The organism is Rhodococcus sp. C1 (assembly GCF_020809065.1).
Classification (GTDB): Bacteria; Actinomycetota; Actinomycetes; order Mycobacteriales; family Mycobacteriaceae; genus Rhodococcus_F; species Rhodococcus_F qingshengii.
In genome coordinates, this window is the sequence record NZ_CP078080.1 from 5171786 (window position 1) to 5197332 (window position 25547).

Sequence of the window (25547 nt, forward strand, 5' to 3'; positions counted from 1 at the left end):
TACTTGCATCCATGACCGAGCGCTCCGATGTACCCGGAACTGACCCCGCACAGTTTCGGGTACACGTCGCGTCTCAAGCGATCCGGTTGTTCTCGGAGAACGGGTACGAAGCCACCACCGTCGAGCAGATCGCCGCTGCCGCCGGTGTGTCGCGTCGGACGTTCTTCCGGCAGTTCCGCTCCAAGGAAGACGTGATCTTCGCCGATCACGAGTCCCTCCTCGAACACGTCGCAGAGTTCCTCGCGTCCGATTCCGCCGACCCCTGGGCGTCCGTGTGCGAGGCCGCGGGACTGGTCTTCGATTTCTTCCGCAGGAACCGAGACCTGTCGATGCGGCGATACCGCGTCGTACAGCATGTTCCGGCTCTTCGCGACCGCGAACTCGTCACCGGATTCCGCTACGAGCGCCTCTTCGTCGACTACCTGCGCAGCGCTGTGCCCCGCGAACCTGTCCTCGAGGTTGTCGGTTTTGCCGCAGCTGTCACCGCGTGCCACAACTACCTCTTGCGAAGCATGATCAAAGGCGACGAGGACGCCACAGCTGACGCACTAAGTCAGGCATTGCTCGACGTTCGGCGGACGTACGGCGTGGCACCCGGGTCCAAGACCAGCACGCCAGAATCGAAGTCCGTGCTGGTAGTAGCCTTTCCCCCGGGCACGTCCGCTGATGAGATCAGCAGAAAAATCCACGAACAACTCGGCTGACACTGCTCGTGCACCGAAACTTCACACACCCATCCCTTGACCTGGCACTCAGTGCCGTGTTTGACTGGGGTCATGGGCACCGGTCTGTCCGCGAATCTCGCTGGTAACGCCGGAGCCGCACCGACCGCCTTCAAGCCACCTTCACCAAGGAGCGTTCCCATGGCAGGAAACCCGGATTTCAATCTCTTCGCACTGAACGAAGAGCACGACGAACTGCGGGCTGCTATCCGCGGACTCTCCGAGAAGGAAATCGCGCCGTACGCCAAGGACGTCGACGAGAACGCACGTTTCCCCGAGGAAGCGCTCACCGCTCTCAACGCGTCCGGCTTCAACGCCATCCACGTTCCCGAGGCTTACGACGGCCAGGGCGCCGATTCCGTCGCCACCTGCATCGTCATCGAGGAAGTCGCCCGCGTCTGTGGATCCTCCTCGCTGATCCCCGCTGTGAACAAGCTCGGCACCATGGGCCTGATCCTCAAGGGTTCCGAAGAGCTCAAGTCCAAGGTGCTCCCGGACCTCGTCAACGGCGGAATGGCGTCGTACGCACTGTCCGAGCGTGAAGCCGGATCCGACGCCGCTTCGATGCGTACCCGCGCAAAGGCTGACGGCGACGACTGGATCCTCAACGGCTCCAAGTGCTGGATCACCAACGGCGGCAAGTCCACCTGGTACACCGTCATGGCTGTCACCGATCCCGACAAGGGCGCAAACGGCATCTCCTCCTTCATGGTCCACAAGGACGACGAGGGCTTTGTCGTCGGACCGAAGGAAAAGAAGCTCGGCATCAAGGGCTCCCCCACCGCTGAGCTGTACTTCGAGAACTGCCGCATCCCCGGCGACCGCATCATCGGCGAACCGGGCACCGGCTTCAAGACGGCACTCGAGACCCTCGACCACACGCGTCCCACCATCGGTGCTCAGGCTGTCGGCCTGGCCCAGGGCGCACTCGACGCGGCTCTGGCATACACCAAGGATCGCAAGCAGTTCGGCAAGTCCATCAGCGACTTCCAGGCTGTTCAGTTCATGCTCGCGGACATGGCGATGAAGGTCGAAGCCGCACGTCTGATGGTTTACACCTCCGCAGCACGCGCCGAGCGCGGCGAGAAGAACCTCGGCTTCATCTCCGCTGCGGCGAAGTGCTTCGCTTCGGACGTTGCCATGGAGGTCACCACCGACGCCGTGCAGCTGTTCGGTGGCGCCGGCTACACCACCGACTTCCCGGTCGAGCGCATGATGCGCGACGCCAAGATCACGCAGATCTACGAAGGCACCAACCAGATTCAGCGCGTCGTGATGTCGCGTGCGCTGTTGAAGTAAGGCACTTCGCGCCCCTGTGCGCCTTTCTGGTAGTTCTGACTACCGGAACGGCGCACAGGGGCTTGCCCCTAATTTTGAGGAGAATTGTGGAACTCGTAGGCGTAATCGGCGGCGGCACCATGGGTGCCGGCATTGCCGAAGTTTGTGCAAAAGCCGGTAGCTCGGTACTGGTGCTCGAAACCAAAGAAGAATTTGCCGCCGCTGCTCGCGAACGGATCGCCAAGTCGATCAACCGCGGCGTCGCCAAGGGCAAGATCACCCAGGAAGAAGCCGACGCCGCGATCGCACGCGTCCGCGTCACCTTGGACATGGAAGAGTTCGCCGATCGCGATCTGGTGATCGAAGCTGCTCCCGAGATCGAAGCTCTCAAGTACGAGATCTTCGGCAAGCTCGACAAGATCGTCAAGCCTGCAGGCATTCTGGCGACCAACACCTCGTCGATCCCCGTCATCAAGATCGCCAAGGCCACCTCGCGCCCCGGCCAGGTTGTCGGCGTTCACTTCTTCAACCCCGTGCCGGTCATGCCGCTCGTGGAGATCGTGGTCAGCCTGACGACGTCCGAAGAGACCGTTCTCGCCGTCACCGACTACGCCAAGAACACCTTGCGCAAGAAGACGGTTCGCGCGGGCGACCGTTCGGGCTTCATCGTCAACGCTCTGCTCATCCCGTACCTGTGCCAGGCTGTCCGGATGCTCGAATCCGGCTACGCCACAGCAGAAGACATCGACGAGGCCATGAAGGGCGGCTGCGGCTACCCGATGGGCCCGCTGACGCTGCTCGACACCGTCGGTCTCGACATTGCCCTCGCAGCGGCAGAGTCCCTGTACGCGGAATTCGCAGAACCGCACTACGCTCCGCCGGCGCTGCTTCGCCGCATGGTCGACGCCGGTCGCCTCGGCAAGAAGACCGGTCGCGGCTTCTACGAATACGCCTGAGTCTGACCGCTTCACTCTTCCGGCCCCTCACCTGTTGCAGGTGAGGGGCCGGAGTTGTTTTCGGGCAGATCTAGCCGAATCCATTGACAAATTCGCGCGGCGCAGCAAAAGTCATCATTTGACAACAACCGTTGTCACATGAACGCAGGCGGAGGGTCAACCAGATGAGCAGCGATGCGGACACAGGTACTCGTCGGCCGAAGCCCCGGGAACTGCCAGCGCCCCGGGCCCTGCGAGCAGATCCGATCGGCCCCGGTTCCCTGACGTGGACACACTTCGGCGACGTTCGCGGTCTGCTGTATCTCGGACGCGCAGGCACGCTGCAGAACATGCATCCCGCGGTAAGTGGAGCGCTGCAGGATCATTCGAATTTTTTCGACAACCCGCTCGACCGCCTGTTCCGCTCACTGCCGCCCATCTACGGCGTCGTGTACGACCGGACCGAAGAGGGCACAGGCACGCTCGTTCGCAACTTCCACACCGATCTCAAAGGAATCGACGAAACCGGCGGGCGTTACCACGCCCTCGCTCCTGACACTTTCTGGTGGACACACGTCACGTTCTTCGAGGTGATACTCGATTTCAACGAGCGATTCGCGTATAAGAAGTTCAAGGCGGAGCAGAAGGACCAGCTTGTCCGTGAGGCCGTAACCTGGTGGCGCTGTTACGGACTCACCGACCGACCGGCTTTCGACGACTACGCCAGCTTCCGCACGTACTGGGAAGACATGCTCGACAACCACCTGATCAACACCCACACCACAAAATGGTCGACGCGCATCGCCGAGCACGACATCGCACCGGCTCCGAAGGTTCCGACGTGGCTGTGGCGTCTTAGCTCTCGCCCCACGATGGCCGTGGCGAACTGGATCGGCAAGGCACTGATGCCGGAGAAGGCGCGCAAGACCCTTGAATGGGAATGGACGCCACGCGACGAACGGATGTACTTCTGGTTCGCCCGCTTCCTGACATTGACGGATCGGTTCTGGCATCTGCTGCCGTTACGACTGCGGTATGCACCGCGCGCCTACTCGGGCATCCGCGCGCAGGGTCTGTGAGCACTCGTCGGTAGGCTGGAGTGCGTGCCAGCTCATCTCCCTTCCGACGCGATCAGTGTTCGTGTGGACAGCTGGACGTGGGCGGTTCGGCTGTTCAAGACACGCTCGCAGGCGGCGACCGCCTGCCGATCGGGACACGTTCGGGTCAACGGAACGTCGGCAAAGGCGGCTCAGCAGGTGAAAGCCGGCGACGAGGTGCGGGTGCGTGTATCCGGCATCGAGCGCATCGTCGTCGTGGTCAAGCCGATCGCGAAGCGAGTCAGCGCCGTGCTGGCCGCCGATTGCCTGCAGGACAATTCGCCGCCCCCTCCACCGCCCGAACTGATCGCGTCCATTCCGCGACGTGATCGTGGCGCCGGCAGACCGACCAAACGCGAGCGACGCGACCTCGAGAAGCTGCGCGGCCTCGAGCCCTGATTGCTACCTCGAAACAGGCTGACGCAGAACCGTCTTCAGTTTCTCGGGCGGTGTACGGCGAGCGTCGCTGAGATAGATCTCATGATGATCGCCGTTGAAGCTCAGGCCGTTCGACGGGATGAACGTGTTGTGCAGCCGGTCCAGGGTGGGGGCTTCGTCGTCGTACGAGCCGACGTGAAGAATCTGGACGGACAGACCTTCCTCCAACTCGAGAAACCTGACCTTGTCGAGAGCGGCAATCTCCTTCTTGGCCCGCACTGCCTTGGCCCGGACTGCGTCAATCGACGCAGACAGTTCCGTCTCCGTGATCCACTCCGGTTGCGAGATCATCATCGTCCAATCCCACGACGACTTGTCCCGCGTCACGAACACCTCGGGGTCATCTGCCCGCCACAACCCTTCCAGCGGGCCCACGACGAAGTCGCGATCCAGTTCCTTCTTGCTCGCGAATTTGGTCGCGTAGGACACCGAATACAGCGCTTCGAGCGCCTCGGAGTACTCGGTGGCAGTGTTGGGATCACCGTGACCGTCGACGGCGAAGTAGCCGAAGCGCGGGACGGTCACGAGGGCAAAATCGCGGCGCCCGGGGGAATAGAGATCCTTGTATGCCTTCTTGACGTCGTACTTCTCCATGCGCCACCCACCTGATCACTGGCCGAGTTTCAACGTTCGGAAACCTATCCGAGAACACCGACATTCCGATAGCGGACCACCGTCCCCTTGTTAATAGACCAGTGGACCTTTACTCTGGACGGGGTGACTACACCCCAGGCGACCGACGTCGCTCGAGTTCCGCGCCGCAGACCGTTGCGGATCGTTGCCATATCCGCGATTGTCGCGTCGATCTTGGCTCTGTTGTTCGTGTACCCGTGGTGGAGCTTGTTCGTCCGGCCGGACTGGCCGACAGCGGTGGCAGTTTTCGGCACCGTTCTATTTGCCGCCCTCCTGATCACCCTGCCTGCCACCATGATGCTCAGCCACGGACACACTGACCGCGATCCAGTTCGCCTGGTCGGCGACGCCCTCCTCGGAATCATCTGGGTCGTGTTCGTGTGGACCCTGCTCGGTGAAGTCCTGAGGCTCGGATTGCTCGTCGGCGGCGTGGATGACCCGCTTCGATCGAGAATCGTCGCCGTTGCGGCACTGATCACCTCGGCCGTTCTGCTGATCTGGGGCTATCGGGAAGCCATGAGACTGCCACGGATCAAGCACGTCGACGTCACCATCCCTCGCCTCGGAGCGGGAATGGACAAGCTTCGGGTAGTCGCAATTACCGACACCCATTTCGGCCCGATCAATCGCGAGAAGTGGTCCGAGCGCGTGATCGCGGCAGTCAACGAACTCGACGCCGACATCGTGGCCCACGTCGGCGACATTGCCGACGGAACAGTGGAGCAGCGCCTCGGCCAAGCCACCCCACTCGCGTCGGTGGAAGCCAGACTCGCTCGTGTCTACGTCACCGGGAATCACGAGTACTTCCACGAGGCTCAGGAGTGGCTCGACTACATGACCTCGATCGGCTGGGATGCCCTGCACAACCGGCACCTCGTCGTCACCAAGGGCGGCGACAACCTGGTCATCGCCGGAGTCGACGACGCCACCGCTCTGGGATCGAAGCTCGACGGTCACGGCGCGAACTTCGATATGGCCCTTGCCGGCACCGACCCCGATTTGCCGATCCTGATGCTCGCCCATCAACCGAAGCAGGTAACTCAGTCCGCTTCCGCGGGAGTGGATCTGCAGCTCGCCGGTCATACCCACGGCGGACAGATCTGGCCGTTCAACCTTCTGGTCAAACTCGATCAACCGTCGGTGCACGGGCTCACCCGTCACGGCGACCGCACGCAGTTGTACACAAGCCGCGGAACCGGGTTCTGGGGTCCCCCATTCCGCGTGTTCGCACCGAGCGAGATCACCGTCCTGACGCTGCACAGCGCCTGAACGGGCTCAGCTCGTTCGGGTTGCCGCTCGCGCCGACAGCCCGACGAGCTGATTGATCAGACCTTCACGTAGGCCGGTTGCGAACATGTCGGCAGCGGGGGGCGCCTGCATCTCGTTCAGTACGACGACCATGGATTCGGCAGGCTCGGCAGTCGGCCACAAGCCTGCAACAATCACCAGGGTTACCTTGGCGAATTGAGCCGCGTCGCCCTCCGAGAGGTGAGGCAATTGCGAATGAATCAGCGACGCAAACCTTCCCGAGTTGACCGTTGCCCGCTTCTTGAAGTCACGGGCGAAGTCGACGGAGATGTTTCTTTCGAGGACACCTGCCATGACGCTCATCAACTCACACAGTAAACGCTGTGCGACAAGCGATTCCGCAACCGTCGATGCCACATGGATTTCAGTGGCGAACGGCGAGTCGTCACCGGTCGGGGTCAACGACTCGGACAACCCGTCCAACCACGCAACCCAGTTCTCGTCGAGCACTTCGAGAAAGATGGCTTCGCGACTGTCGAAGTAGCGAAGCACGTTCGACTTCGCCAGTCCGACGCTCTCACTGAGCTCACGCAGGCTGATGTCGGCGACGGGCCTGGACCCGAGCATCGCGCGGGCCGCATCGAGAATCGCGCACCGACGCGCTTCGATCTGCTCAGGCCTGCGCGCGCGCTGAAATCCGTGGGTCGCCACCATCACGCAAGATTATCAGACCATCGTTCTATTGTTTGCTGTACTGCGGGTCAATTGTCCGAAGGTGCATGCTGCGCCACGACTCCCCTCGACGCCAGTTCGCGACGCAGCGAATCGATATCGACGGACGCGAGATCGACTCGGTGCGTGCGGGTGGCCAAGGCTCGGACTTCCTCGGACAGGTCCGCCACCTGCTTACGCGTCGCGGCCTGGGATGCCTCGTCCTGTTCCGCCACGCGATCGACCAACCAGGAAGCGAGTGTGGCAGTCACGATGCCCAGCAACGCAATTCCGCCGATCATCAATGCTCCGGCGATCATGCGCCCGGTCGTGGTAACGGGCGCCATGTCTCCGTAACCGACGGTCGTGACCGTCTCCATCGCCCACCACAATGCCGTTCCGTACGACGTGATGGCAGCGCCCTGCGCGTGACGCTCGGCATCGAGCATGGCCAGCGCCGCGACACCGATCAGCAAGGCCGTGGCACCAGTGGCGTAAATAACCACCCGTCCACGCAAGCTTTGCCCGCTCGAGCGGTGAACTATCGCAAGCAGTGTGACCAACCGAAGTAGGCGCAGCGGACGCAGCATGGGCAACACCACCATCGCCAAGTCCAAGAGATGCCTGACGAACCAGCGACCGCGGGCAGGTGCCAACCACAGGCGAACTGCGTAGTCGACGGCAAAAACGACCCACGCAGCCCACATCGTCCATTCGGTCAGACGATGTGGAAGGCCCGTCGGTTGCGCCAGCACTTGGTACGCGTACGCCACCAAGAACAGGCAGGCCGCAGCGGTCAACGGGATGTCGATGGCTAGCTGCCATTTCTCCAACGTCCACGCAGCGCGGCGGTGCGCCGACTTCGTCGATTCGTTCATCCGAGAAGTCTGACACCACCGCTACCTAGTGCCCGGCAGAACCGACTCAGATCCGAGTGTGCGTCAAGATGTTGAGCGCCGTGGGAACTGCCTCGATCGTGATGGGCAACGGCCCCACCCGATCGCCGTCCGCGTAGGCGATGATGCCCTCGGAGACCAACCGCACCTTCTTCGACCGATACGTCTGCACCGCATCCAAGGAGACGTGAGTTCCCTTGTACACCCGCGGAAACAGGCGCACCAGACGCAACCTCGAACCGTGCCCGACGACGGTCAGATCCAGCAACCCATCAGACTTCGACGCGCCCGGAGTGATGAGCATGCCGCCACCGTACGAGCGGCCGTTGCCGACAGCCACGAGCGTCGCGTCCACCGTGATGACCTCGTCGTCGAGTTCGATCCGGTACGGCAGCGGCTTCATCTTCGCCAACTCGGCGAGCATCGCCAAGTTGTAGCGCATCGGTCCCTTGGGCCACGACATCCGATTGGCCCGTTCACTGACCAGCGAATCGAATCCGCTCGCGATGATCGTTCCCGACCAGACGACGGAACCGTCGGCCAGCGTGATCTTCGCCAGGTCGGACTGCTGCACGACGCCGTCGGCGATCACATCGGCGGCTGCTTCGGGATCGCCTGTGGGAATGCCGAACTCACGGGCGTGATCGTTGCCGGTGCCTGCCGGAATGAGCCCGATGGGCGTCTCGGTCAACGCGGCAGCCTGCAGTCCGATGCTGATGGCACCGTCACCGCCGACCACCACCAGCGCGTCGGTACCGTCTTCGATCGCACGACGGGCCAATTTCTTGGCGTCGTCGGCGTCGGTTCCGATGATCTCGGTGACGGCAACTCCCCGAGCGCGCAGTCGCGCAACACCTTTGCGTCCTGCCGCAGGCGCGTGACCATGTCCCGCCATCGGATTGATCAGGACGGTAACCTTCTCGATCTGACTGCGGGTTTCGGTCACGGAATCAGCTTTCCAGGATTGAGGATGCCGGCAGGGTCCACTGCATTCTTCACTGCGCGAAGGATGTTCGCGCCCAGTTCACCGATCTCGTCCTTCATCCATGGGCGGTGATCGGCGCCGACAGCGTGGTGATGGGTGATCGTGCCACCGGCGGCGATGATCGCATCGCCAGCGGCAGTTTTCGCCTTGTGCCACTGAGCGATCGGATCCTCGGTCTGCGCGCTGACCACGGTGAAGTACAGCGAAGCACCGGTCTTGTAGGTGTGCGAAATGTGGCACATCACGAGCGGCTGAGTCCCCTGCTCGACGAGAGCCTTGGTCAGCGCCTCGGTGACCGAGGAGCGCAGGTTCGCGAGGTTACCCCAGGTGGTTGCCGTCTCGAGGGTTTCGCACAGTGCGCCGACGTCGAGCAGAGCGTCACGCAGATACGGCGCATCGAATCGCCCGTGTTCCCAGCTGTTTCCGGGCTCCTCACCGAGCGACGTGCCGCCGTGAGCGGTGAGAATTGCGCGGGCCTCCGCCATCCGTTCAGCGGTGTGCGAAGCGGTGCCCTCGTAGGTAGTGATGCCGAGGCAACCACCGGTGAAGGCGTTCTCGCCGATCTTGTCGGTGGTCGCCAGATTCACGCCACTCTCGGCCTCGTCGGACAACCGCAATACTGTCGGAGCCGATCCTTCCTGGACCAGCTCACGCAATGCGGCTGCGCCGGTGGCGAAGTCGGGGAAGCTCCACCCTTCGCGCACGGTGGTCTCGGGCAGACGGTGAACCCGCACACGCACGTGCGTGATGACGCCGAAGGTGCCCTCGGAGCCGACAAAGAGCTCACCCAGATCGGGGCCTGCGGCAGATGCCGGCGCACGCCCGGTCTCGATCACACCACTCGGAGTGACAACAGTGAGGCCCTGGACCATGTCCTCGAAGCGCCCGTATCCAGCCGACGCCTGCCCCGAAGACCGGGTTGCGGCAAACCCGCCCAGAGTGGCGAACAGGAAGCTCTGCGGGAAGTGCCCGACCGAGAAACCGTGCTCACGCAGAAGCTCCTCGGCCCGTGGGCCGGTAGTTCCGCCGCCGAACGTCGCAATGCCCGATTCCTCGTCCAACCCGACAAGCTGATCGAACCTGCGCAGATCGAGAGAAAGAACTGCGTCGAACCCGTCACGAATGGGATCGAGCCCGCCGACGACGCTGGTGCCACCACCGAACGGGACCACTGCGATCCGGTTGGCAGAGCAGTATCGGAGAACCTGCTCGACCTCTGCGTCTGTCCCTGGAGTGACGACTGCGTCCGGTGCGTCCTGCGGCTCGACGCTACGACGGCGAAGCAGATCCGGGGTGCTCTTGCCACCGGCCCGAAGGATTCGATCGGAATCCTTGGTACTGACGTACTCGGCCCCGACCAGCCCGGACAGCGCTTCGACATGCGACTGGGCCATAGCGGACGGAGCCACCTGGACGTCTTCGATGGCGAGACGCGATCGAGTCGGTGCGGAGACACCGAGAAATCCGGTCAACAATGATGTGACTGCGTCCGACAGTTCACGCTTCTTGGCCGGATCGCCCCAGGCGTCCCACTGCATCGGCGGTTGCAAGGCAGACTTTTCGGTGCTCATAGACACTAGTGTTACATATTTGTGTGATGTGTAAACATCCCGGTGGATCAATCCATCCATCAACCCATCGTCTTGGAACCGTCGATGGCTTCGCGAAGCATGTCCGCGTGGCCCGCATGCTGGGCCGTCTCGGCGATGATGTGCAGCAATGCGCGCCGCGCTGACCAGCGAGCTCCCGCTTCGAACCACGGCGCCGACGGCAGTGGATGCGAGATGTCGAGGCTGTCCAGCGAGGCCACCAACTCGTCGGTCCTGGCCGCGATCCCCTCGTACTCGGAAACGATGCCTGCCAAGGTTTCATCCTCGACCATCGCGAATTCGTTCGCCCGTTCCTGTTGCATCTCTTCCGACCACTGGGTCGGGTCGAAGTCCCCACCAAGTCCGGCCGGCCCTTCCAGAATGAAGTCGACCCATCCCTTTTCCGCCTGACCCACATGCTTGATCAATCCGCCGAGGCACAGTTCACTCACGGTCGGCCTCGAAGCGGCCTGCTCGTCGGTGAGGTCCTTGACGGTGAAGAGAAGGAATTCACGATGCCGACGCAGGCTCTGGAGGAGATCCGCGCGCTCGCCGGTGACGGTGGTGATCGGTGCGTTCATGATGTTTTCCTTCGCTCGTGGGTTCGTGCCCTGTGAGAACTACGTTAGAAGTTATTGCGGACAGAAACGGTCCTCATTAGAAAACGATCAAGAAAAAACTCCCGGCACCCACCGATGAAGGTGAGTGCCGGGAGTTCGAGCGAGCTAGACGAGATCAGACTGTGCGGGCCAAACGATCGGCCAGCAGGCGCGTGAAGTGCGCCGGATCGCTCAGCTCGCCGCCCTCGGCAAGCAACGCCATGCCGTAGAGCAACTGAGCCGTCTCCGTCAGGTTCTCTGCATTGTCATTGGCGGCCTGCGCCTCCCGCAGACCCGAGACAAGCGGATGCTCCGGGTTGAGCTCGAGAATGCGCTTGCTGTGTGGAACAGGCTGACCCGAAGCCTTGTACATCTTCTCGAGCGTCGGAGACATGCTGAACGCGTCGCCGACGATGCAGGCAGCCGACGTGGTCAGGCGCGTCGAGAGACGCGTTTCCTTGATGTCGTCGGACAGGGTTTCGGTCAGCCACGTCAGTAGCGCGCCGAATTCCTTTTCCTTCTCTTCGCGCTCGGCCTCGGCCGCCTTCTTCTCGTCCTCGGTGTCGAGGTCGACCTCGCCCTTGGCGATCGACTGGAAGGTCTTGCCGTCGAAGTCCGAGACTGCGTCGACCCACATCTCGTCCACGGGATCGGTAAGTACCAGAACCTCGAGGCCCTTGGCCTTGAAAGCCTCCATGTGCGGCGAGCTTTCGATGAGGTGACGAGATTCGCCGGTCATGAAGTAGATCTGTTCCTGACCGTCCTTCATGCGCTCCACGTACTCGGCGAGAGTGGTCACGCCCTCTTCGCTGTTGGTCGAGGCGAAGGACGAGATGTCGAGCAGCGTCTTGCGGTTGTCGGCATCGGCCATCAGGCCTTCCTTGAGCGCGCGTCCGAACTCGGTCCAGAAGGTCGAGTACTTCTCCGGCTCGTTCGCCTTCATGTCCTTGATGGTCGAGAGGACCTTCTTGGTCAGACGACGACGGATGGCAGCGATCTGCCGGTCCTGCTGCAGAATTTCACGAGAGACGTTGAGCGAGAGGTCTTGTGCGTCGACCACGCCCTTGACGAAGCGCAGGTAATCGGGCACCAACTCTTCGCAGTCGTCCATGATGAAGACGCGCTTGACATAGAGGTGGATCCCGGCCTTGCGCTCACGCATGAACAGATCGAACGGCGCCGTCGACGGAATGAACAGCAGCGCTTGGTATTCGAAAGTACCTTCGGCCTTCATCGGGATGACCTCGAGAGGCTCGTCCCAGGCGTGGCTGACGTGCTTGTAGAACTCCTTGTACTCGTCCTCGGACACCTCGTCCTTGGCGCGAGTCCACAGCGCCTTCATCGAGTTGATCGTCTCGGTCTCGATGGTGACCTCGGGCTCCTCGCCCTCGGCCGGCGTCGACGTACGAGCGACATCCATACGGATGGGCCACGCGATGAAGTCGGAGTACTTCTTGACCAGTTCCTTGATCTTCCATTCCGACGTGTAGTCGTGCAGGCCGTTCTCGGAATCCTCGGGCATCAGGTGCAGGGTCACGGAGCTACCCTGCGGTGCCTCGTTCACATGCTCGAGCGTGTACGTGCCTTCGCCGGTCGATTCCCAGCGCGTCGCGTGATCTTCACCGGCACGGCGGGTCAGCAGCGTGACCTTGTCCGCGACCATGAACGTGGAGTAGAAACCGATGCCGAACTGACCGATCAGTTCTTCCGATGCCGCTGCATCCTTGGCTTCCTTGAGCTTACGACGTACCTCGGCGGTGCCGGACTTGGCGAGCGTGCCGATCAGGTCGACGACCTCGTCACGCGACATGCCGATGCCGTTGTCGCGGATCGTGAGGGTGCGCGCCGCTTTGTCGATGTCGATCTCGATGTGCAGATCGGAGACGTCGACGTTGAGATCTTTGTCCTGGTACGACTCGAGGCGGAGCTTGTCCAGCGCGTCCGAAGCGTTGGAGATCAACTCACGAAGGAAGCTGTCCTTGTTCGTATAGATTGAATGAACCATCAGATCCAGCAGCTGACGTGTTTCTGCTTGGAACTCGAGCTGCTCGGTATGCGCGGTCACTTCGATCCCTTTCTCTTCTCGGACTGATCACAGGAATTTTACTTGACCGCGAATACCGCGGGTCGGCCCCCGCACAGACAAGGGAGGCCACGCGACCTGCGCGTGACCTCCCGTTATCTTCACCACCGATCTACTCGGTGACGTTCACCATCGAATAGTTCGAGACGCCGGCGGCCAGCACCCTGAGGTGATCGTCAGATGCGCCCAAAGTGTGTTCGATGGCCACCAGCCGCGAGACGTAGTGCCCGACCGGATACTCGGCTGTCATACCGATACCACCGTGCATCTGAATTGCTTCCTGACCGATCTGATGCGCGGCGCGACCGACAGACAGCTTCGCTCGCGACGCGATGGTCGGATCGATCACTCCGTCGGCGATGGCCATGGTGGCGTACAGACTCATGCTGCTCGCCAGTTCGAGCGCCACGTACATGTCGGCCGCACGATGAGTCAGCGTCTGGAACTTCGCGAGCGGAACACCGAACTGCTTGCGCTGCTTCAGGTATTCCGTCGTCAGTCGCAGAGCTTCGGTCATGATCCCGATCGCCTCGGCGCACAGAGCTGCCTGCGCCCGAACCTCTGCTTCGACGATCGCCTCCGTGACATCGCCGCCCTCACCAAGCTGTTCGGCCGCGGCATCGGTGAACGTGAACTGCGCACCGCGACGGCCGTCGTGGGTGGCGTACGTGCTCCGTGTGACACCTGAGCCCTCCGCATCCACCAGGAAGAGCCCGGTGCCGCCGCCTGGAAGTGTGGCGCTGACGATCACGACGTGCGCGCTGTCGCCCTGCAGAACCGGGTTCTTGACGCCGGTGATCGTCCACCCCGATCCCTCCTGCGATGCATTGGTCGTGACAGTGGCGACCGGCCAGCGCGTGCCGGGTTCCGTATGCGCGAAGGCCGACAGAGTGGTCCCGTCGCTGAGCGCCGGCAGGAGCCGCGCCCGCTGATCTGCCGAACCGACAGCCGCGATCAAACCGCCGGGGATCAGAACACCACCCAGATACGGCTCGGGTGCAAGCGCGCGGCCCAGTTCGGTCATCACGACCATGGTCTCGACCGGCCCAGCGCCCATCCCGCCGTCGGCCTCCGCGAATGGCAGGCCGAGCAGCCCGAGCTCGGCGAACTGCTTCCACACCGAGGCATTCCATCCCTCGTCAGTGGCCGAGGTGGCGTTACGCTTCTCCGCGTCGTAGCTGCGGTTGAGCAATTCACGCGTCGTGTCGCGAAGCATCGTCTGCTCGTCGTCGAGTTCGAAATTCATGTCAGATGCTCACAATCCGAGAATCGAGGAGGCAATGATGGAGCGCTGCACCTCACTTGATCCGCTGTAGATGGAAACCTTCCGGTAGTTCAGGTAGCGCGGCGCCGCTTGCTGCGCCCACTCCGGCGAGTCGATCTCGACCGTATTCACCGGCAACGAGTCCGGACCCGCAACATCCATCAGCAATTCCGTTGCTGCCTGCTGCAATTCGGAGCCGCGGAGCTTGAGCAGCGAGGACGCCGGGTTCGGCTTGCCGTCTGCCGAACTCGCCACAACTCGCAGTTGAGTCAGATCCAGCGCAAGCAAATCGTTTTCCAGCTCAGCCAACCGAGCCGCGAACAACGGATCATCGAGGAGGGTGCCGGTTCCGACGCGAACTTCCCGCGCCTTCTCTTTTGCCGTGGCGACAAGAGTTTTGGAGAACCCGACCCGCGTGACGCCCGTGCGTTCGTTGCCGAGCAGGAACTTGGCGTAGTCCCAGCCTTTGTTCTCTTCGCCGACAAGATTCTCCGCAGGGACGCGGACGTTGTCGAAGAACACCTCGTTGACCTCGACGCTGCCGTCGATCAGTTTGATGGGGCGAACCGTGATGCCGGGAGTTGCCAGATCGATGAGCAAGAACGAAATTCCGGCCTGCCGCTTCTGGGCACTGGCATCTGTGCGAACCAGACAGAAGATCCACTCGGCGTGCTGAGCGAGAGTAGTCCACGTCTTCTGACCGTTGACGATGTAATCCGCGCCGTCACGGACAGCGGCCGTCTTGAGTGAAGCGAGATCCGAACCGGCTTCTGGTTCCGAAAAACCTTGGCACCACCAGATATCGGCGTTAGCCGTCGCCGGGAGAAACTGCTCCTTCTGCTCCTGCGAGCCGAAGGCCGCGATGACGGGCCCAACCATGCTCACGTTGAACGGCAACGGGTTGGGTACCGACGCCAACTGCATTTCCTCGGAATAGATGTGGCGCTGAACCGGAGTCCAGTCCTTGCCACCCCATTCGACCGGCCAGTGTGGAACCGCCAACCCGTGTGCGTTCAGAATCTGTTGACCCGCAACGATGTCCTCACGAGTCAGCTTTCCGAATCCGGCTGCACGTGCTCGAAGTTCGGGCGAGAATTCGGTGGTGAAGAACTTTCGCATCTCCTCGCGGAACGCAACTTCCTCAGTGGTCAGTTCGAGATTCATGTGGAGTCTGCTTTCTTCTTGCAGGATTTCAGAACAAGATTCGCGCGACGGTCTGCGCAACGACGGCAGGTTTGCCCACGCCTTCGATCTCGACGGTGTTGGTGATCTGACTCTGTAGTGAACCGTTCGGCAATTCTTCGATTGCGGAGAGCACTGCGGTATTTCGAACCTTGGCCCCGACTGGCACCGGACTCGGGAATCGAACCTTGTCGGACCCGTAGTTGACGACCATCTTCGCGCCGTCGATGCGATACACGGACTTCGACAGAAGCGGCAGGAGTGAGAGCGTCAGATACCCGTGCGCAATTGGTCCACCGAAAGGTGATTCGCGCCTGGCTCTTTCGTCGTCGACATGAATCCACTGATGGTCACCGGTCGCGTCGGCAAATTGATGGACCATCTCGCGGGTGACCTCGACCCACTCGCTCGAGCCCAGCGTTTCACCGACCGCCCCCAGGAGATCGGACTTGTTCTCGAACACCCGTGTCATCTGATCCTCCACGTTCCCGAACACTGTTAGGTTAATTGGATAATAAACTCACAGTGTAAGGTTGTCCAGTACTTTCAGACGAAAGGGTTCTGGGCGATGGCGCGACCGCGGGTTCCACTACTGAGCAAGCCGATCATCAGGGACACCGCCCTGAAACTGGTGGACGAGCACGGTTTGACCGACTTCTCGATGCGCAAACTCGCCACTGTTCTCGGCGTACAGGCACCGTCGCTGTACAGCCATTACGCCAACAAGGACGAGTTACTCGACGACGTCGCGAACGTCATCATGGAGTCCGTCGACGTGAGCGGCTTCGACTCCGACGATTGGCGCGGCGCGCTACGCACGTGGGCGCGGTCCTACCACGCCGCCCTGGGCAAGCATCCCAATATCGTTCCCTACTTGGCCTACGGTCCGAGCGTCAGGCCCATCGCCCTCGATCGCGCGAACGCCATCCATGGCGGACTGGTGCGCGCCGGATGGCCACAGCGCACGGCAACACTGATCGGCGCTTCCGTCAAGTACGTGGTCATGGGTGCTGCGACGGCGACGTTCTCCGGCGGATTCGTGGACGATCCTGCGATCTACGCCGAGCGTTACCCGCACCTCACGCGAGCACATCTGTTGCGTGAGCGTGCTGCGGAAATCGACGGTGCCAGTTTCGAACTCGCGCTGGAATCCCTACTGGACGGACTGGAAGCCAAATACGCACTGCTGCAGAGAACTACAGAGCAACCTCCTCGAAACTGAGGGTTGTTACCGTCGATCAAGCGCGCCGAGCATCGCGACGAAGGCCGCCTGACGATCCCCCAGAGCGGCGAAGAATTCCCGGTCCGAAGATTCCACCGCGCGGTTCGCCCTGCCGGCCAAGGCCGCACCCACCGGCGTGACGGCAAGCGAGCGAGCACGAGCATCGGTCGGATGTGGACGTCGTTCGACAAACCCCTTGGATTCGAGGGTCCGAATCACCTGTGACGTCATCATCGCGTCGGTGCGCGCGTACTCGGCAAGACCGCGTTGAGTTATCGGCGTCTCTGCATCCAGCCAGGTCAGTGCTGCGAGCAGAACGAACTGCACGTGGGTCAGGTCGAAAGGTCGCAGCGCCGCGCGAATCGAGGCTTGCCAAGCATTGGTGACACGCCACAACATCAGACCGGGACTCTCGTCCGCGTCCTCGAAGTCGGTTTCCAGTTTCTTCGCCACAGCGCCAGTGTGTCAGCTCGTCGTCGAACGCAGAACCTCGACGTCGTTGTCATCCAACGGAATCAAGCCACGCCGGAGTTGATACCCCCAATTCGGTGCCGAGGTCAGCGCCAATCGACTCCGCACATCGCCGAGTGGAACGGGCGTGAACTGCTCGTATCGCACTCGACGCCGAAACGGCTTGAAGCACCCCTCGTCCGCCTGCCAGATCTCACCCTCTTCGATCACACCGAGAGCTGTGAACTCGCGCAACGGATCTCGATCACCAATGGACTCGACCGGCGAATAGTAGACCAGCACGTCACCTGCTTTCATCCGTGCCAATCCGGCTCTCTTTCCGTGCCCGATCTGTGCGATACCGAGATCCACTGCGCGACGCACATGTTCGGCGGACACAACTCCCAACCATGCGTTCATCGCCGACCACCTGGCGAACCGCTCACAATCTCAATCATGGATTTAGTATGCGCGCTTATTATCTCGCTCGCAACAGATCAAGTCTTGAACGTGTTCAACTTTGGGGCGTACGCTGCACTTGAACATGTTCAAAGAAGGAGTGTCGATGAGTAGTCGCGGGATCGAGACCAGGGAAAAGCTGGTGGAAACAGCATTGCGGCTCTTCCGCGACGAGGGCTTCGCAGCGACGACCATGCGCAAGATCGCAAATGAGGCAGAGGTCTCGCTCGGGAACGCCTACTACTACTTCGCCAGTAAAGACGAACTGGTTCACGAGCTGTATCTCGTCATCCAACGCGATCACCGCGCGCGGGCGCTTCCACTCCTTCGCGAAGGTGGGTCACTGACAGAAAATCTCAGGATTGTTCTGCACACCGGACTCGATGTCATGGGGCCCTATCACGGCTTCGGCAGCACGTTTCTGCACGTTGCCCTGCCCACCACATCACAGTCCAGCCCGTTCTCGGCCGAGTCGACCGATGCGAGATCGATGGCCGTCGATCTGATGCGTGAAGCACTGGCGGCGTCGAAGCAGAAGACGCCGGCGTCATTGGAGACCCAGCTCCCCACGCTCTTGTGGCTCAGCTATCTGGGCGTGACGCTGCACTGGGTTACCGACGCGTCTCCGGGGCAAGCGCGCACCCGTTCCCTGGTCGACGGCCTGGTACCGATCATCGCGAAAGCGCTCACACTCGCCCGGCTGCCAGTGGCACGAGGTCTGGTCGGCGATGTCGCCGCCCTGATGACAAAAGTCGTTTCTGCAGAGGGGAACACAAAACCATGAAGGCCGTTGTTGTCTGTGGTGCGTCGGGTTACGTAGGCCAACACCTTCTTCGAACGCTCGAATCCAACGGGGTCGACGTTCGGACGATCGGCCGGGGAGGAACGAGCGATGCCACGTGGTCCGACGAGCACGGCGTCGCCGATGTACTCAGCGGCACGGATCTGCTCGTCAACCTCGCCGGCCGCTCCGTGAGCTGCCGCTACAACAAGCGCAATGCCGACGACATCTTCTCCTCCCGAGTGGAAACGACTGCACTGTTGGGTCGTGCGCTGACCCGCACGCCGCAGCCACCCTCACTCTGGGCGAATGCCAGTACCGGCACGATCTACCGAGACGCACGAGATCGACCGATGGACGAGAAGAACGGAGAGCTGGGAAAGGGATTCTCCGTAGCGGTCGCGCGAGCGTGGGAACACGAATTGTTCTCAGCCCCAACGCCTGTTCGCAAAGTGGCACTTCGGATGTCGATCGTCCTCGGAGCCGGCGGTGGGGCGATCAATCCGTTCGTCAACCTCGCCCGAATGGGCTTCGGCGGACGAATGGGCGACGGCCGACAGATGTTCAGCTGGATTCACATCGCCGACGTCATTCGCGCGATCATCCACGTCTACGAGAATCCGGAGATCTCAGGCCCGGTCAATATCGCATCCCCGTATCCGGTAACCAACACCGACATGATGCGGATGGTACGAGCGAAACTTGGCCGACAATATGGGTTTCCGACGCCGGGCTGGATGCTCGAGTTCGGCGCACGAATCATCCGCACCGAGGCTGAACTGGTAACGAAGAGTCGCTGGGTTTCACCAGGGGTGCTCGCGGACAGCGGCTTCCAGTATCAATTTCCGACGTTGGAGTCTGCGCTGAACCAGATCGCTCAAGAGACCCCGCGAGGGTTGCTTCCGGTTTCACTCGGCTGAAGTTCGGCTGCGATCGCAACCGCTCGCACGATATCCTGCTCGAGCAGATAGTGATTCAGTGCAATCGCAGCCTTTGATCCGGCAGCGGCGGCGGTGATCAACTGCGCCGGAGAATCCGACACATTCCCCGCGGCCCAGGCTCCAGGCACACTTGTGCTGCCTGCAGGATCAGTTACCACCCAACCATTTTCGTCGGCTTCACACCCCAGGTCAGTCAACAGATCGCCTCGCGGAACAAACCGTGGGCCGACAAACACTACGCTTCGCGGAATTACCTGACCGGAGGCCAGTTCGACGCCGTCCAATCGACCATCGCCAACCGACACGCCAGCCACATCGCCTTCGACAATGCGAATCCCTCTGGCAGTCAGCCGCTCCCGTTCGGCTCCGGTCAGCTCGATGCGATTGGGAAAGAAGACGACATCCTCCGACCATTGGCGCACCAACGACGCCTGATGAATGGTGAACGGCCTGTTGTCACCACCGAGCACACCGATCGGGGAATCTCGAACCTCGTATCCGTGACAATAGGGGCAATGCAGAACATCGACTCCCCACCGATCGTGCAGCCCAGCGATGTTCGGCAGCTCGTCACGTAACCCCGTGGCCACCAGAACAGTCCGTGCCTCCAGCTGCGCGGTCGCATCGGTTTGCACAAGAAATCCACCGTCATCCGTGCGCTCGATTCGGATTGCGGTGCCAGTCGTCATTTCGCTGCCGTACTCGAGAACCTCCTTGCGGCCGGCCGCAAGTAATTGCGTAGGACTCTCACCATCCCGCGTCAGGTACCCGTGCAGGTGCTCGGAGACACCATTGCGCGGGTTACCTGCATCGACGATCATCACTCGCCGCCGAGCCCGAGCCAGAACAAGCGCGGCACTCAACCCCGCCGCACCGCCACCGACAATCACCACGTCGAACCTCATGTGCTCCCCCAGTCCGCAGATCGTCCCACCCGAGACGGTGGCTATTCTGGCAATCTAGCAAATTTGTTTACCGGTTAACAAAGTTGAGGAATCGTGAACGAACCAACACTCCGCTCCCGTACCTGCAACCTCTGGGCCGAAAACAATCCCGACCTCGACACCTCGCCCATGGAAGTAGTCGCGCAACTCAAACGGATTACGGCGCTTCTCGAACTAGCAGTCGAACCGGTATACCAAACCGCGGATCTCACCGTGTCGGAAGTGGAACTGCTTGTGCCACTGCGATACGCCGAGGAACCGGTCACCGCGATTCGTCTCGCCGAACGCCTCGGTATGTCTCGGGCCGGGGTCAGCAAGGCACTCGCGCGACTCGAGAAGCGAGGACTCGTCTCCCGCACAAGCAATCCCGAAGACAGGCGATCTGCACTGATCACGATGACGGTCCAGGGAAACGCTGTCGTCGACGACGTCTTTCCTCGCGAACTCGCCGCTCACGGTGAATTGTTCACCCAACTCGGCCGGGACCGGGGGAAGGTCCTTGCCGCACTCGAGCGACTGGCAGTATCCATGGAAAGTGGGCTCGATCGGATGAGCGATGCCCGTTCGCGTACCTGAGTCGCCCAATTCCTGTATCGAACTGACGTCGGCGCACTAGATATCGACGACGAGGCGTGCGATGAGTGAGCTGGCCTCCTGGGAAGCGTCGCCGCCCTCGGTCAGATGACGCTGCGCCTCGGGAAGTTCACGGCCGTGATGTGCCATGGCCTGCGCATACAGGCGGCCGGCGCGGTACGACGAGCGAACCAACGGACCGGCCATGACGCCGGCGAAGCCCATCTCTTCTGCAGCCTTGGAGTGTGCGACGAACTCCTCGGGCTTGACCCACCGCTCGACGGGGTGGTGCCGGGGCGAGGGGCGCAGGTACTGGGTGATGGTGAGGATGTCGCAACCGGCGGCGTGGAGATCTGCCATCGCCTCGGTGACCTCTTCAGGGGTTTCGCCCATGCCGAGGATCAGGTTGGACTTGGTGACCAGTCCGTAGTCGCGTGCTGCGGTGATGACGTCGAGGCTGCGCTGGTACCGGAATGCCGGACGGATCCGCTTGAAGATGCGGGGGACGGTCTCGAGGTTGTGTGCGAGTACCTCGGGGCGTGAGGCGAAGACCTCGTCGAGCAGTTCGGGCTTGCCGTTGAAGTCCGGAACCAGGTTCTCGACGCCGGTGCCCGGGTTGAGTTCGTGGATCTTGCGGACGGTCTCGGCGTAGAGCCAGGCGCCACCGTCGGGCAGGTCGTCGCGGGCGACGCCGGTGATCGTGGAGTACCGAAGGCCCATGGCCTGAACGCTTTCCGCGACGCGACGGGGCTCGTCGCGGTCGAGGGCTTCGGGCTTGCCGGTGTCGATCTGGCAGAAGTCGCAGCGGCGTGTGCACTGCTCACCGCCGATCAGGAACGTGGCTTCGCGGTCTTCCCAGCACTCGTAGATGTTGGGGCAGCCCGCTTCCTCGCAGACGGTGTGCAAACCTTCACGCTTGACCAGGCCCTCGAGCTCCGTGTACTCGGGGCCCATCTTTGCTCGGGTCTTGATCCAGTTGGGTTTGCGTTCGATGGGCGTCTCCGCGTTTCGGATCTCGAGACGGAGCAGCTTGCGCCCCTCCCCGGTGGTTCGATTGTCGTGCGTCACGACTTTCCTCCAAGCATTCGTTGGGTCTCTGTCATCGCGTGAGCACAAAGGATGCGGCAAGGTGACTGCCTTCCAAGGCTGCAACTGCGCGGGTGATCAATGGTGCCACCAAGGCCGACACATCGCCGAATCTATTTGTGCTCGAGAGCCATTCGCGTCTCTCATTGCACAGTTCGAGCACACGTGCAGCAACCTCGAGAAACCCCACCGAGTAGAACCACGGCAACACGCGTGTATCGACATCGAAGGTAACTGACCTTCGATACCGGGACAACAACTGCTCGAATGCCGGGTATCCGAAATGAACTGAAGGGCAACCCGATACAACGCTGGGAATTCCTCTCAAACCTGCCCAGAAAACGTAAGCGATACCAACGTCCAACAGCGGGTCACCGAAACCTACTCGACGCCAATCTGTCACTGCGCGCAATAGTGGGGAGTCGGCGAGGTCGAAAATCGTTCGATCCAGACGATATTCGCCGTGGAGCAAGCAGGGCTTCTGCGGCGCCGGCACCGATCGCGCGAGGGAATCGAGGAGCGCGTTCAACGCAGGCCTCACACTCAATTCGTGCCGAGCGAGCCTTATTCCAATCTCGGACAAGTAGTTGTGCAGTTCCCCGCACATCCCGGGGAGAGCACTCACACCGTTGAGGCCGACTTCGAGCGAATGAATCCCGGCAAGCGTGTCGGCAAATGAGTTCGCTACCAGGCTTCTCGCGCCGATCTCGACGTCGGCTAACTGAATGTCGGTCCGGAGAGATGATCCATGCACCCGTCGAGAGACGACCAATCCAGAGACTTCGTCCCGGTAGACAAGGAGAGGTACTGGAATGCTGCTCTTTTCGAGCATGTGCAGCGCAGTGGCCTCCGCTCGAATTCCTCGTGTTCCAAGACTGTCATCACTGCTCGACGAACAGCGCAAGATCCATGCTCCTTCACCGCTGGTCAAGGAGTAGGCCTGACCCGGCGGCGAACTGGAAACCTTGTTAGCACTGAATCGCGAGTACCGATCCAACTCGCCACAGTCGATCAGACGCCGTCGAATCTCACCGATATCGAATGGGAGTTGCATTCCCACCAGTTATCCCCATTCGGCATCGATTCGTCATTCGTGAAACCCGGACCGCTATCGATGAAGGCGCAATTCTCGTGACGCGACGACCATCCGATGAACCTCGTCAGCGCCGTCGATGAAACGCATGGTCCGAGCCTGCGCCCACAACATCGCCAGCGGATAGTCTTGCGTCATTCCGCCGGCGCCGTGCACTTGAATTGCCTTGTCGATCACCCAACCCACAGCATCCGGGGCAGCCACCTTGATAGCCGAAATTTCCGTACGCGCCTCACGCGCCCCAACTGTGTCGATCAACCACGCAGTCCGCAGAACGAACAACCGCAACTGATCGATCTTCACACGGGACTGCGCAATCCAATGCTGAATGATCCCCTGATCCGCCAAAGACCTACCAAAGGCCTCACGCTCGTTCGCCCGGCGGCACATCAACTCGATCGCACGCTCTGCCATCCCGATCATGCGCATGCAGTGATGAATGCGCCCCGGACCAAGTCTGGCCTGCGCCAACGCTTGCCCCCGACCACGCTCGCCGAGCATGTGGTCCTTGGGAACAAGTACGTCCTCGAAATGCACCTCCGCGTGACCGCCATGGGCACCGTGTGTGAAGCCGAACATCTTCAGTCCCCGGACAATACGCACGCCAGGAGTCTCACGCGGAATCAGAACCAAACTGTGGCGCGACCGCGGATCCGCATCAGGATCTGACACCCCCATCACGATCAACAACACACAATCGCTGCTCATCGCGCCGGTCGACCACCACTTACGTCCATTGATCCTCCAACAATCACCCTCATCAGTGATTGAGCAGGTCAAGTTCGCGGGATCAGACGACGACACGTCCGGTTCCGTCATGCAATACGCCGACCTGATGTCACCGTTCAACAACGGATCGAGCCACCGATGTTTCTGCTCGTCAGTCCCGAACAGCGTCAGCAACTCCATGTTCCCGGTATCGGGTGGGTTGCAGTTGAACGCTTCGGGCGCAACCTCCGGACTCCAACCCGTGACCTCGGCCAACGGTGCGTACTGCAGATTCGACAGTCCCGCACCACGCGGATCGTGCGGAAGAAACAGATTCCACAACCCTTGTGCCTTCGCGTGTTCCTTCAGTTCCGCCATCACCGCCGGACGCTCCCACTGCCGATCCCCAGCTTCCGGGTTGTCGTGGAAGAAATGCTCTGCGGGAAAAACGAACTCGTCCATGAATGCCGACGCGCGTTCCTTCAAATCAATAGTCTTCGCGTCGAATTCGAAGTCCATGTCACACACCTTTACCCTTCGCCGGCCGAGTACGACCGAGATCAGAAATCACTGTTTCACAACAATTTTCGGCTACGCAAGTGCCGAAAGCCCGCGCTCTGCCAAAGGAACGACCATCGAGCCGATGTCCTCGAAACCGTCGCCGACTGTTTCCCCATTGACGAAGCGAAGATGGATGCCTTCCAGAATCACTGCCATCTTGTAGAATGCAAAGCCCGAATACCACTGCAGCGCATCGATATCGAACCCAGTGCTTAGGGAATATCTTTCGACAACGTCGTCGAACGAGGGGAAACCCTCATGCGCAGAGGGTGTCCCGGCAATCGGATTATCGATACCTGCCCATCCCGACCAGAACAGATGGATTAAACCCAAGTCTGTCAACGGATCACCCAGTGTTGACATCTCCCAATCCAGCACTCCGACGATGTCCGACGGGGCACCTAACCGAACAATCATGTTGTCGAATCGAAAGTCGCCGTGGACGATCGAGGTTGCAGACCGCCTCGGAATCGACGACGCGACCCTTACCCCTAGTTTTTCCAACATCGGAAGATCGCGGGACTTCGACGACGCCAACTGCTTACTCCAGCGCCTTACCTGCCGCTCGAGGTATCCCTCCGGCCTACCGAAACCAGACAAACCCAGGCTACGAAAGTCTTGCGTATGCAGAGCAGCCAGGCAATCGACGTAGCGAAACGCCAGCTCGGAGCGATTGCTCTGGTCCACGGAAGCGAAGTCGTCATCGGTTCGCAACACCTGACCTTCGATCTTGTCCATGACGTAGAAACTTCCACCCGATGTCGCGTCGAACTCCTCGGAGAACACGATCCGCGGAACCGGGACAGCACTTTCCGCGAGGGCTCGCTGAACGGTCACTTCCCGACCCATGTCGTGAGCAGTCTCCAGACGGTGACCGATCGGCGGACGACGCAGAATCCATCTTCTCGACTTACTCGCCAACTCGAACGTCAGGTTGGATCGACCGCCTGCCAATAGTCGCACAGTCAGTTCCTCGCCCGTACCCAACTCGCCCATCTCGACCAACCTGGACCGAACCAAGTCGGCGTTGAACTGCTCGCTCTCCGCTGTTGATTCAACCTCATTCATT

General features: G+C 61.2%; 27 protein-coding genes. 10 read left to right on the forward strand and 17 right to left on the reverse strand.

Going from position 1 to position 25547, the window contains the following annotated elements; translation table 11 throughout:
* Positions 1 to 11 precede the first annotated feature (11 nt).
* From KTR60_RS23750 to KTR60_RS23770, 5 genes are all read left to right on the forward strand, one after another.
* A complete protein-coding gene (locus KTR60_RS23750) occupies positions 12 to 704 on the forward strand; it encodes a TetR family transcriptional regulator (protein ID WP_003939674.1) in 693 nt (230 codons plus the stop codon).
* 159 nt (positions 705 to 863) lie between these two features.
* The gene (locus tag KTR60_RS23755) at positions 864 to 2021 is read left to right on the forward strand and encodes an acyl-CoA dehydrogenase (protein ID WP_003939784.1); all 1158 of its coding nucleotides are present in this window, start codon (positions 864 to 866) and stop codon (positions 2019 to 2021) included.
* Between the two features lie 86 nt (positions 2022 to 2107).
* Complete coding sequence (locus tag KTR60_RS23760; protein WP_003940434.1) at positions 2108 to 2956, forward strand: 3-hydroxybutyryl-CoA dehydrogenase; 849 nt, start codon at positions 2108 to 2110, stop codon at positions 2954 to 2956.
* Between the two features lie 164 nt (positions 2957 to 3120).
* A complete protein-coding gene (locus KTR60_RS23765) occupies positions 3121 to 4014 on the forward strand; it encodes an oxygenase MpaB family protein (RefSeq protein WP_228401306.1) in 894 nt (297 codons plus the stop codon).
* 24 nt (positions 4015 to 4038) lie between these two features.
* Positions 4039 to 4431: an RNA-binding S4 domain-containing protein gene (locus KTR60_RS23770; protein WP_228401307.1), complete on the forward strand. Its 393-nt coding sequence runs from the start codon at positions 4039 to 4041 to the stop codon at positions 4429 to 4431.
* A gap of 3 nt (positions 4432 to 4434) precedes the next feature.
* Here the strand turns inward: KTR60_RS23770 and KTR60_RS23775 are convergent, their stop codons facing one another.
* On the reverse strand, positions 4435 to 5064 hold the full coding sequence (locus tag KTR60_RS23775; protein WP_007731353.1) for a GyrI-like domain-containing protein: 630 nt from the start codon (positions 5062 to 5064) through the stop codon (positions 4435 to 4437).
* A gap of 123 nt (positions 5065 to 5187) precedes the next feature.
* Between KTR60_RS23775 and KTR60_RS23780 the strand changes: the two genes are divergently transcribed.
* A complete protein-coding gene (locus KTR60_RS23780; protein ID WP_030535164.1) occupies positions 5188 to 6372 on the forward strand; it encodes a metallophosphoesterase in 1185 nt (394 codons plus the stop codon).
* A 6-nt stretch (positions 6373 to 6378) separates the two neighbouring features.
* Here KTR60_RS23780 and KTR60_RS23785 read toward each other — a convergent pair whose 3' ends face one another.
* From KTR60_RS23785 to KTR60_RS23825, 9 genes are all read right to left on the reverse strand, one after another.
* Positions 6379 to 7065, reverse strand: a complete 687-nt coding sequence (locus tag KTR60_RS23785; RefSeq protein WP_007731351.1) for a TetR/AcrR family transcriptional regulator — start codon at positions 7063 to 7065, stop codon at positions 6379 to 6381.
* A gap of 47 nt (positions 7066 to 7112) precedes the next feature.
* Positions 7113 to 7940, reverse strand: a complete 828-nt coding sequence (locus KTR60_RS23790) for a potassium channel family protein (protein ID WP_228401308.1) — start codon at positions 7938 to 7940, stop codon at positions 7113 to 7115.
* 46 nt (positions 7941 to 7986) lie between these two features.
* The gene (locus KTR60_RS23795; protein WP_202425930.1) at positions 7987 to 8853 is read right to left on the reverse strand and encodes a diacylglycerol kinase; all 867 of its coding nucleotides are present in this window, start codon (positions 8851 to 8853) and stop codon (positions 7987 to 7989) included.
* A gap of 47 nt (positions 8854 to 8900) precedes the next feature.
* A complete protein-coding gene (locus KTR60_RS23800; RefSeq protein WP_042452763.1) occupies positions 8901 to 10481 on the reverse strand; it encodes an FAD-binding oxidoreductase in 1581 nt (526 codons plus the stop codon).
* 92 nt (positions 10482 to 10573) lie between these two features.
* The gene (locus tag KTR60_RS23805; RefSeq protein WP_003940638.1) at positions 10574 to 11113 is read right to left on the reverse strand and encodes a DinB family protein; all 540 of its coding nucleotides are present in this window, start codon (positions 11111 to 11113) and stop codon (positions 10574 to 10576) included.
* 154 nt (positions 11114 to 11267) lie between these two features.
* A complete protein-coding gene (gene htpG / locus KTR60_RS23810; RefSeq protein WP_003940518.1) occupies positions 11268 to 13196 on the reverse strand; it encodes a molecular chaperone HtpG in 1929 nt (642 codons plus the stop codon).
* Between the two features lie 130 nt (positions 13197 to 13326).
* Positions 13327 to 14460 (reverse strand): acyl-CoA dehydrogenase family protein, encoded by a 1134-nt coding sequence (locus tag KTR60_RS23815; RefSeq protein ID WP_073512532.1) that lies wholly within the window; start codon positions 14458 to 14460, stop codon positions 13327 to 13329.
* A 9-nt stretch (positions 14461 to 14469) separates the two neighbouring features.
* Positions 14470 to 15642 (reverse strand): acyl-CoA dehydrogenase family protein, encoded by a 1173-nt coding sequence (locus KTR60_RS23820; RefSeq protein WP_047271166.1) that lies wholly within the window; start codon positions 15640 to 15642, stop codon positions 14470 to 14472.
* Between the two features lie 28 nt (positions 15643 to 15670).
* Positions 15671 to 16132 (reverse strand): MaoC family dehydratase, encoded by a 462-nt coding sequence (locus tag KTR60_RS23825; protein ID WP_047271233.1) that lies wholly within the window; start codon positions 16130 to 16132, stop codon positions 15671 to 15673.
* Positions 16133 to 16228: 96 nt separating this feature from the next.
* Here KTR60_RS23825 and KTR60_RS23830 point away from each other — a divergent pair, with 96 nt between their 5' ends.
* The gene (locus KTR60_RS23830; RefSeq protein ID WP_007731342.1) at positions 16229 to 16882 is read left to right on the forward strand and encodes a TetR/AcrR family transcriptional regulator; all 654 of its coding nucleotides are present in this window, start codon (positions 16229 to 16231) and stop codon (positions 16880 to 16882) included.
* A gap of 6 nt (positions 16883 to 16888) precedes the next feature.
* On the opposite strand, the gene KTR60_RS23835 is transcribed toward KTR60_RS23830, so the two are convergent.
* Both KTR60_RS23835 and KTR60_RS23840 read right to left on the reverse strand, forming a co-directional pair.
* Positions 16889 to 17335: a MarR family winged helix-turn-helix transcriptional regulator gene (locus tag KTR60_RS23835; RefSeq protein WP_003940281.1), complete on the reverse strand. Its 447-nt coding sequence runs from the start codon at positions 17333 to 17335 to the stop codon at positions 16889 to 16891.
* A 12-nt stretch (positions 17336 to 17347) separates the two neighbouring features.
* Entirely contained in the window at positions 17348 to 17752 is a 405-nt protein-coding gene (locus tag KTR60_RS23840; protein ID WP_050656414.1) for an EVE domain-containing protein, read from the reverse strand.
* A gap of 145 nt (positions 17753 to 17897) precedes the next feature.
* On the opposite strand from KTR60_RS23840, the gene KTR60_RS23845 reads away from it, so the two are divergent.
* A complete protein-coding gene (locus KTR60_RS23845; protein WP_037128845.1) occupies positions 17898 to 18575 on the forward strand; it encodes a TetR family transcriptional regulator in 678 nt (225 codons plus the stop codon).
* Positions 18572 to 19492 carry a TIGR01777 family oxidoreductase gene (locus KTR60_RS23850; RefSeq protein WP_075834380.1) on the forward strand — a complete coding sequence of 307 codons (921 nt, stop codon included), beginning with the start codon at positions 18572 to 18574 and terminating at the stop codon, positions 19490 to 19492. The genes KTR60_RS23845 and KTR60_RS23850 overlap by 4 nt, the downstream gene beginning before the upstream one ends.
* On the opposite strand, the gene KTR60_RS23855 is transcribed toward KTR60_RS23850, so the two are convergent.
* Positions 19450 to 20418 (reverse strand): NAD(P)/FAD-dependent oxidoreductase, encoded by a 969-nt coding sequence (locus KTR60_RS23855; RefSeq protein ID WP_211920884.1) that lies wholly within the window; start codon positions 20416 to 20418, stop codon positions 19450 to 19452. The two genes, KTR60_RS23850 and KTR60_RS23855, sit on opposite strands and share 43 nt — an antisense overlap.
* A gap of 93 nt (positions 20419 to 20511) precedes the next feature.
* Between KTR60_RS23855 and KTR60_RS23860 the strand changes: the two genes are divergently transcribed.
* On the forward strand, positions 20512 to 21033 hold the full coding sequence (locus KTR60_RS23860; RefSeq protein WP_007731333.1) for a MarR family winged helix-turn-helix transcriptional regulator: 522 nt from the start codon (positions 20512 to 20514) through the stop codon (positions 21031 to 21033).
* Between the two features lie 36 nt (positions 21034 to 21069).
* Here KTR60_RS23860 and lipA read toward each other — a convergent pair whose 3' ends face one another.
* The 4 genes from lipA to KTR60_RS23880 form a co-directional block, all read right to left on the reverse strand.
* Positions 21070 to 22098, reverse strand: coding sequence for a lipoyl synthase (lipA, locus tag KTR60_RS23865; protein ID WP_064443745.1), 1029 nt, complete (start codon positions 22096 to 22098; stop codon positions 21070 to 21072).
* Positions 22099 to 22129: 31 nt separating this feature from the next.
* Positions 22130 to 23170 carry a phosphotransferase family protein gene (locus KTR60_RS23870; protein WP_228402300.1) on the reverse strand — a complete coding sequence of 347 codons (1041 nt, stop codon included), beginning with the start codon at positions 23168 to 23170 and terminating at the stop codon, positions 22130 to 22132.
* 54 nt (positions 23171 to 23224) lie between these two features.
* Positions 23225 to 24436 (reverse strand): acyl-CoA dehydrogenase family protein, encoded by a 1212-nt coding sequence (locus tag KTR60_RS23875; protein ID WP_228401309.1) that lies wholly within the window; start codon positions 24434 to 24436, stop codon positions 23225 to 23227.
* Between the two features lie 72 nt (positions 24437 to 24508).
* Positions 24509 to 25546: a phosphotransferase family protein gene (locus KTR60_RS23880; RefSeq protein WP_228401310.1), complete on the reverse strand. Its 1038-nt coding sequence runs from the start codon at positions 25544 to 25546 to the stop codon at positions 24509 to 24511.
* Position 25547 lies beyond the last annotated feature (1 nt).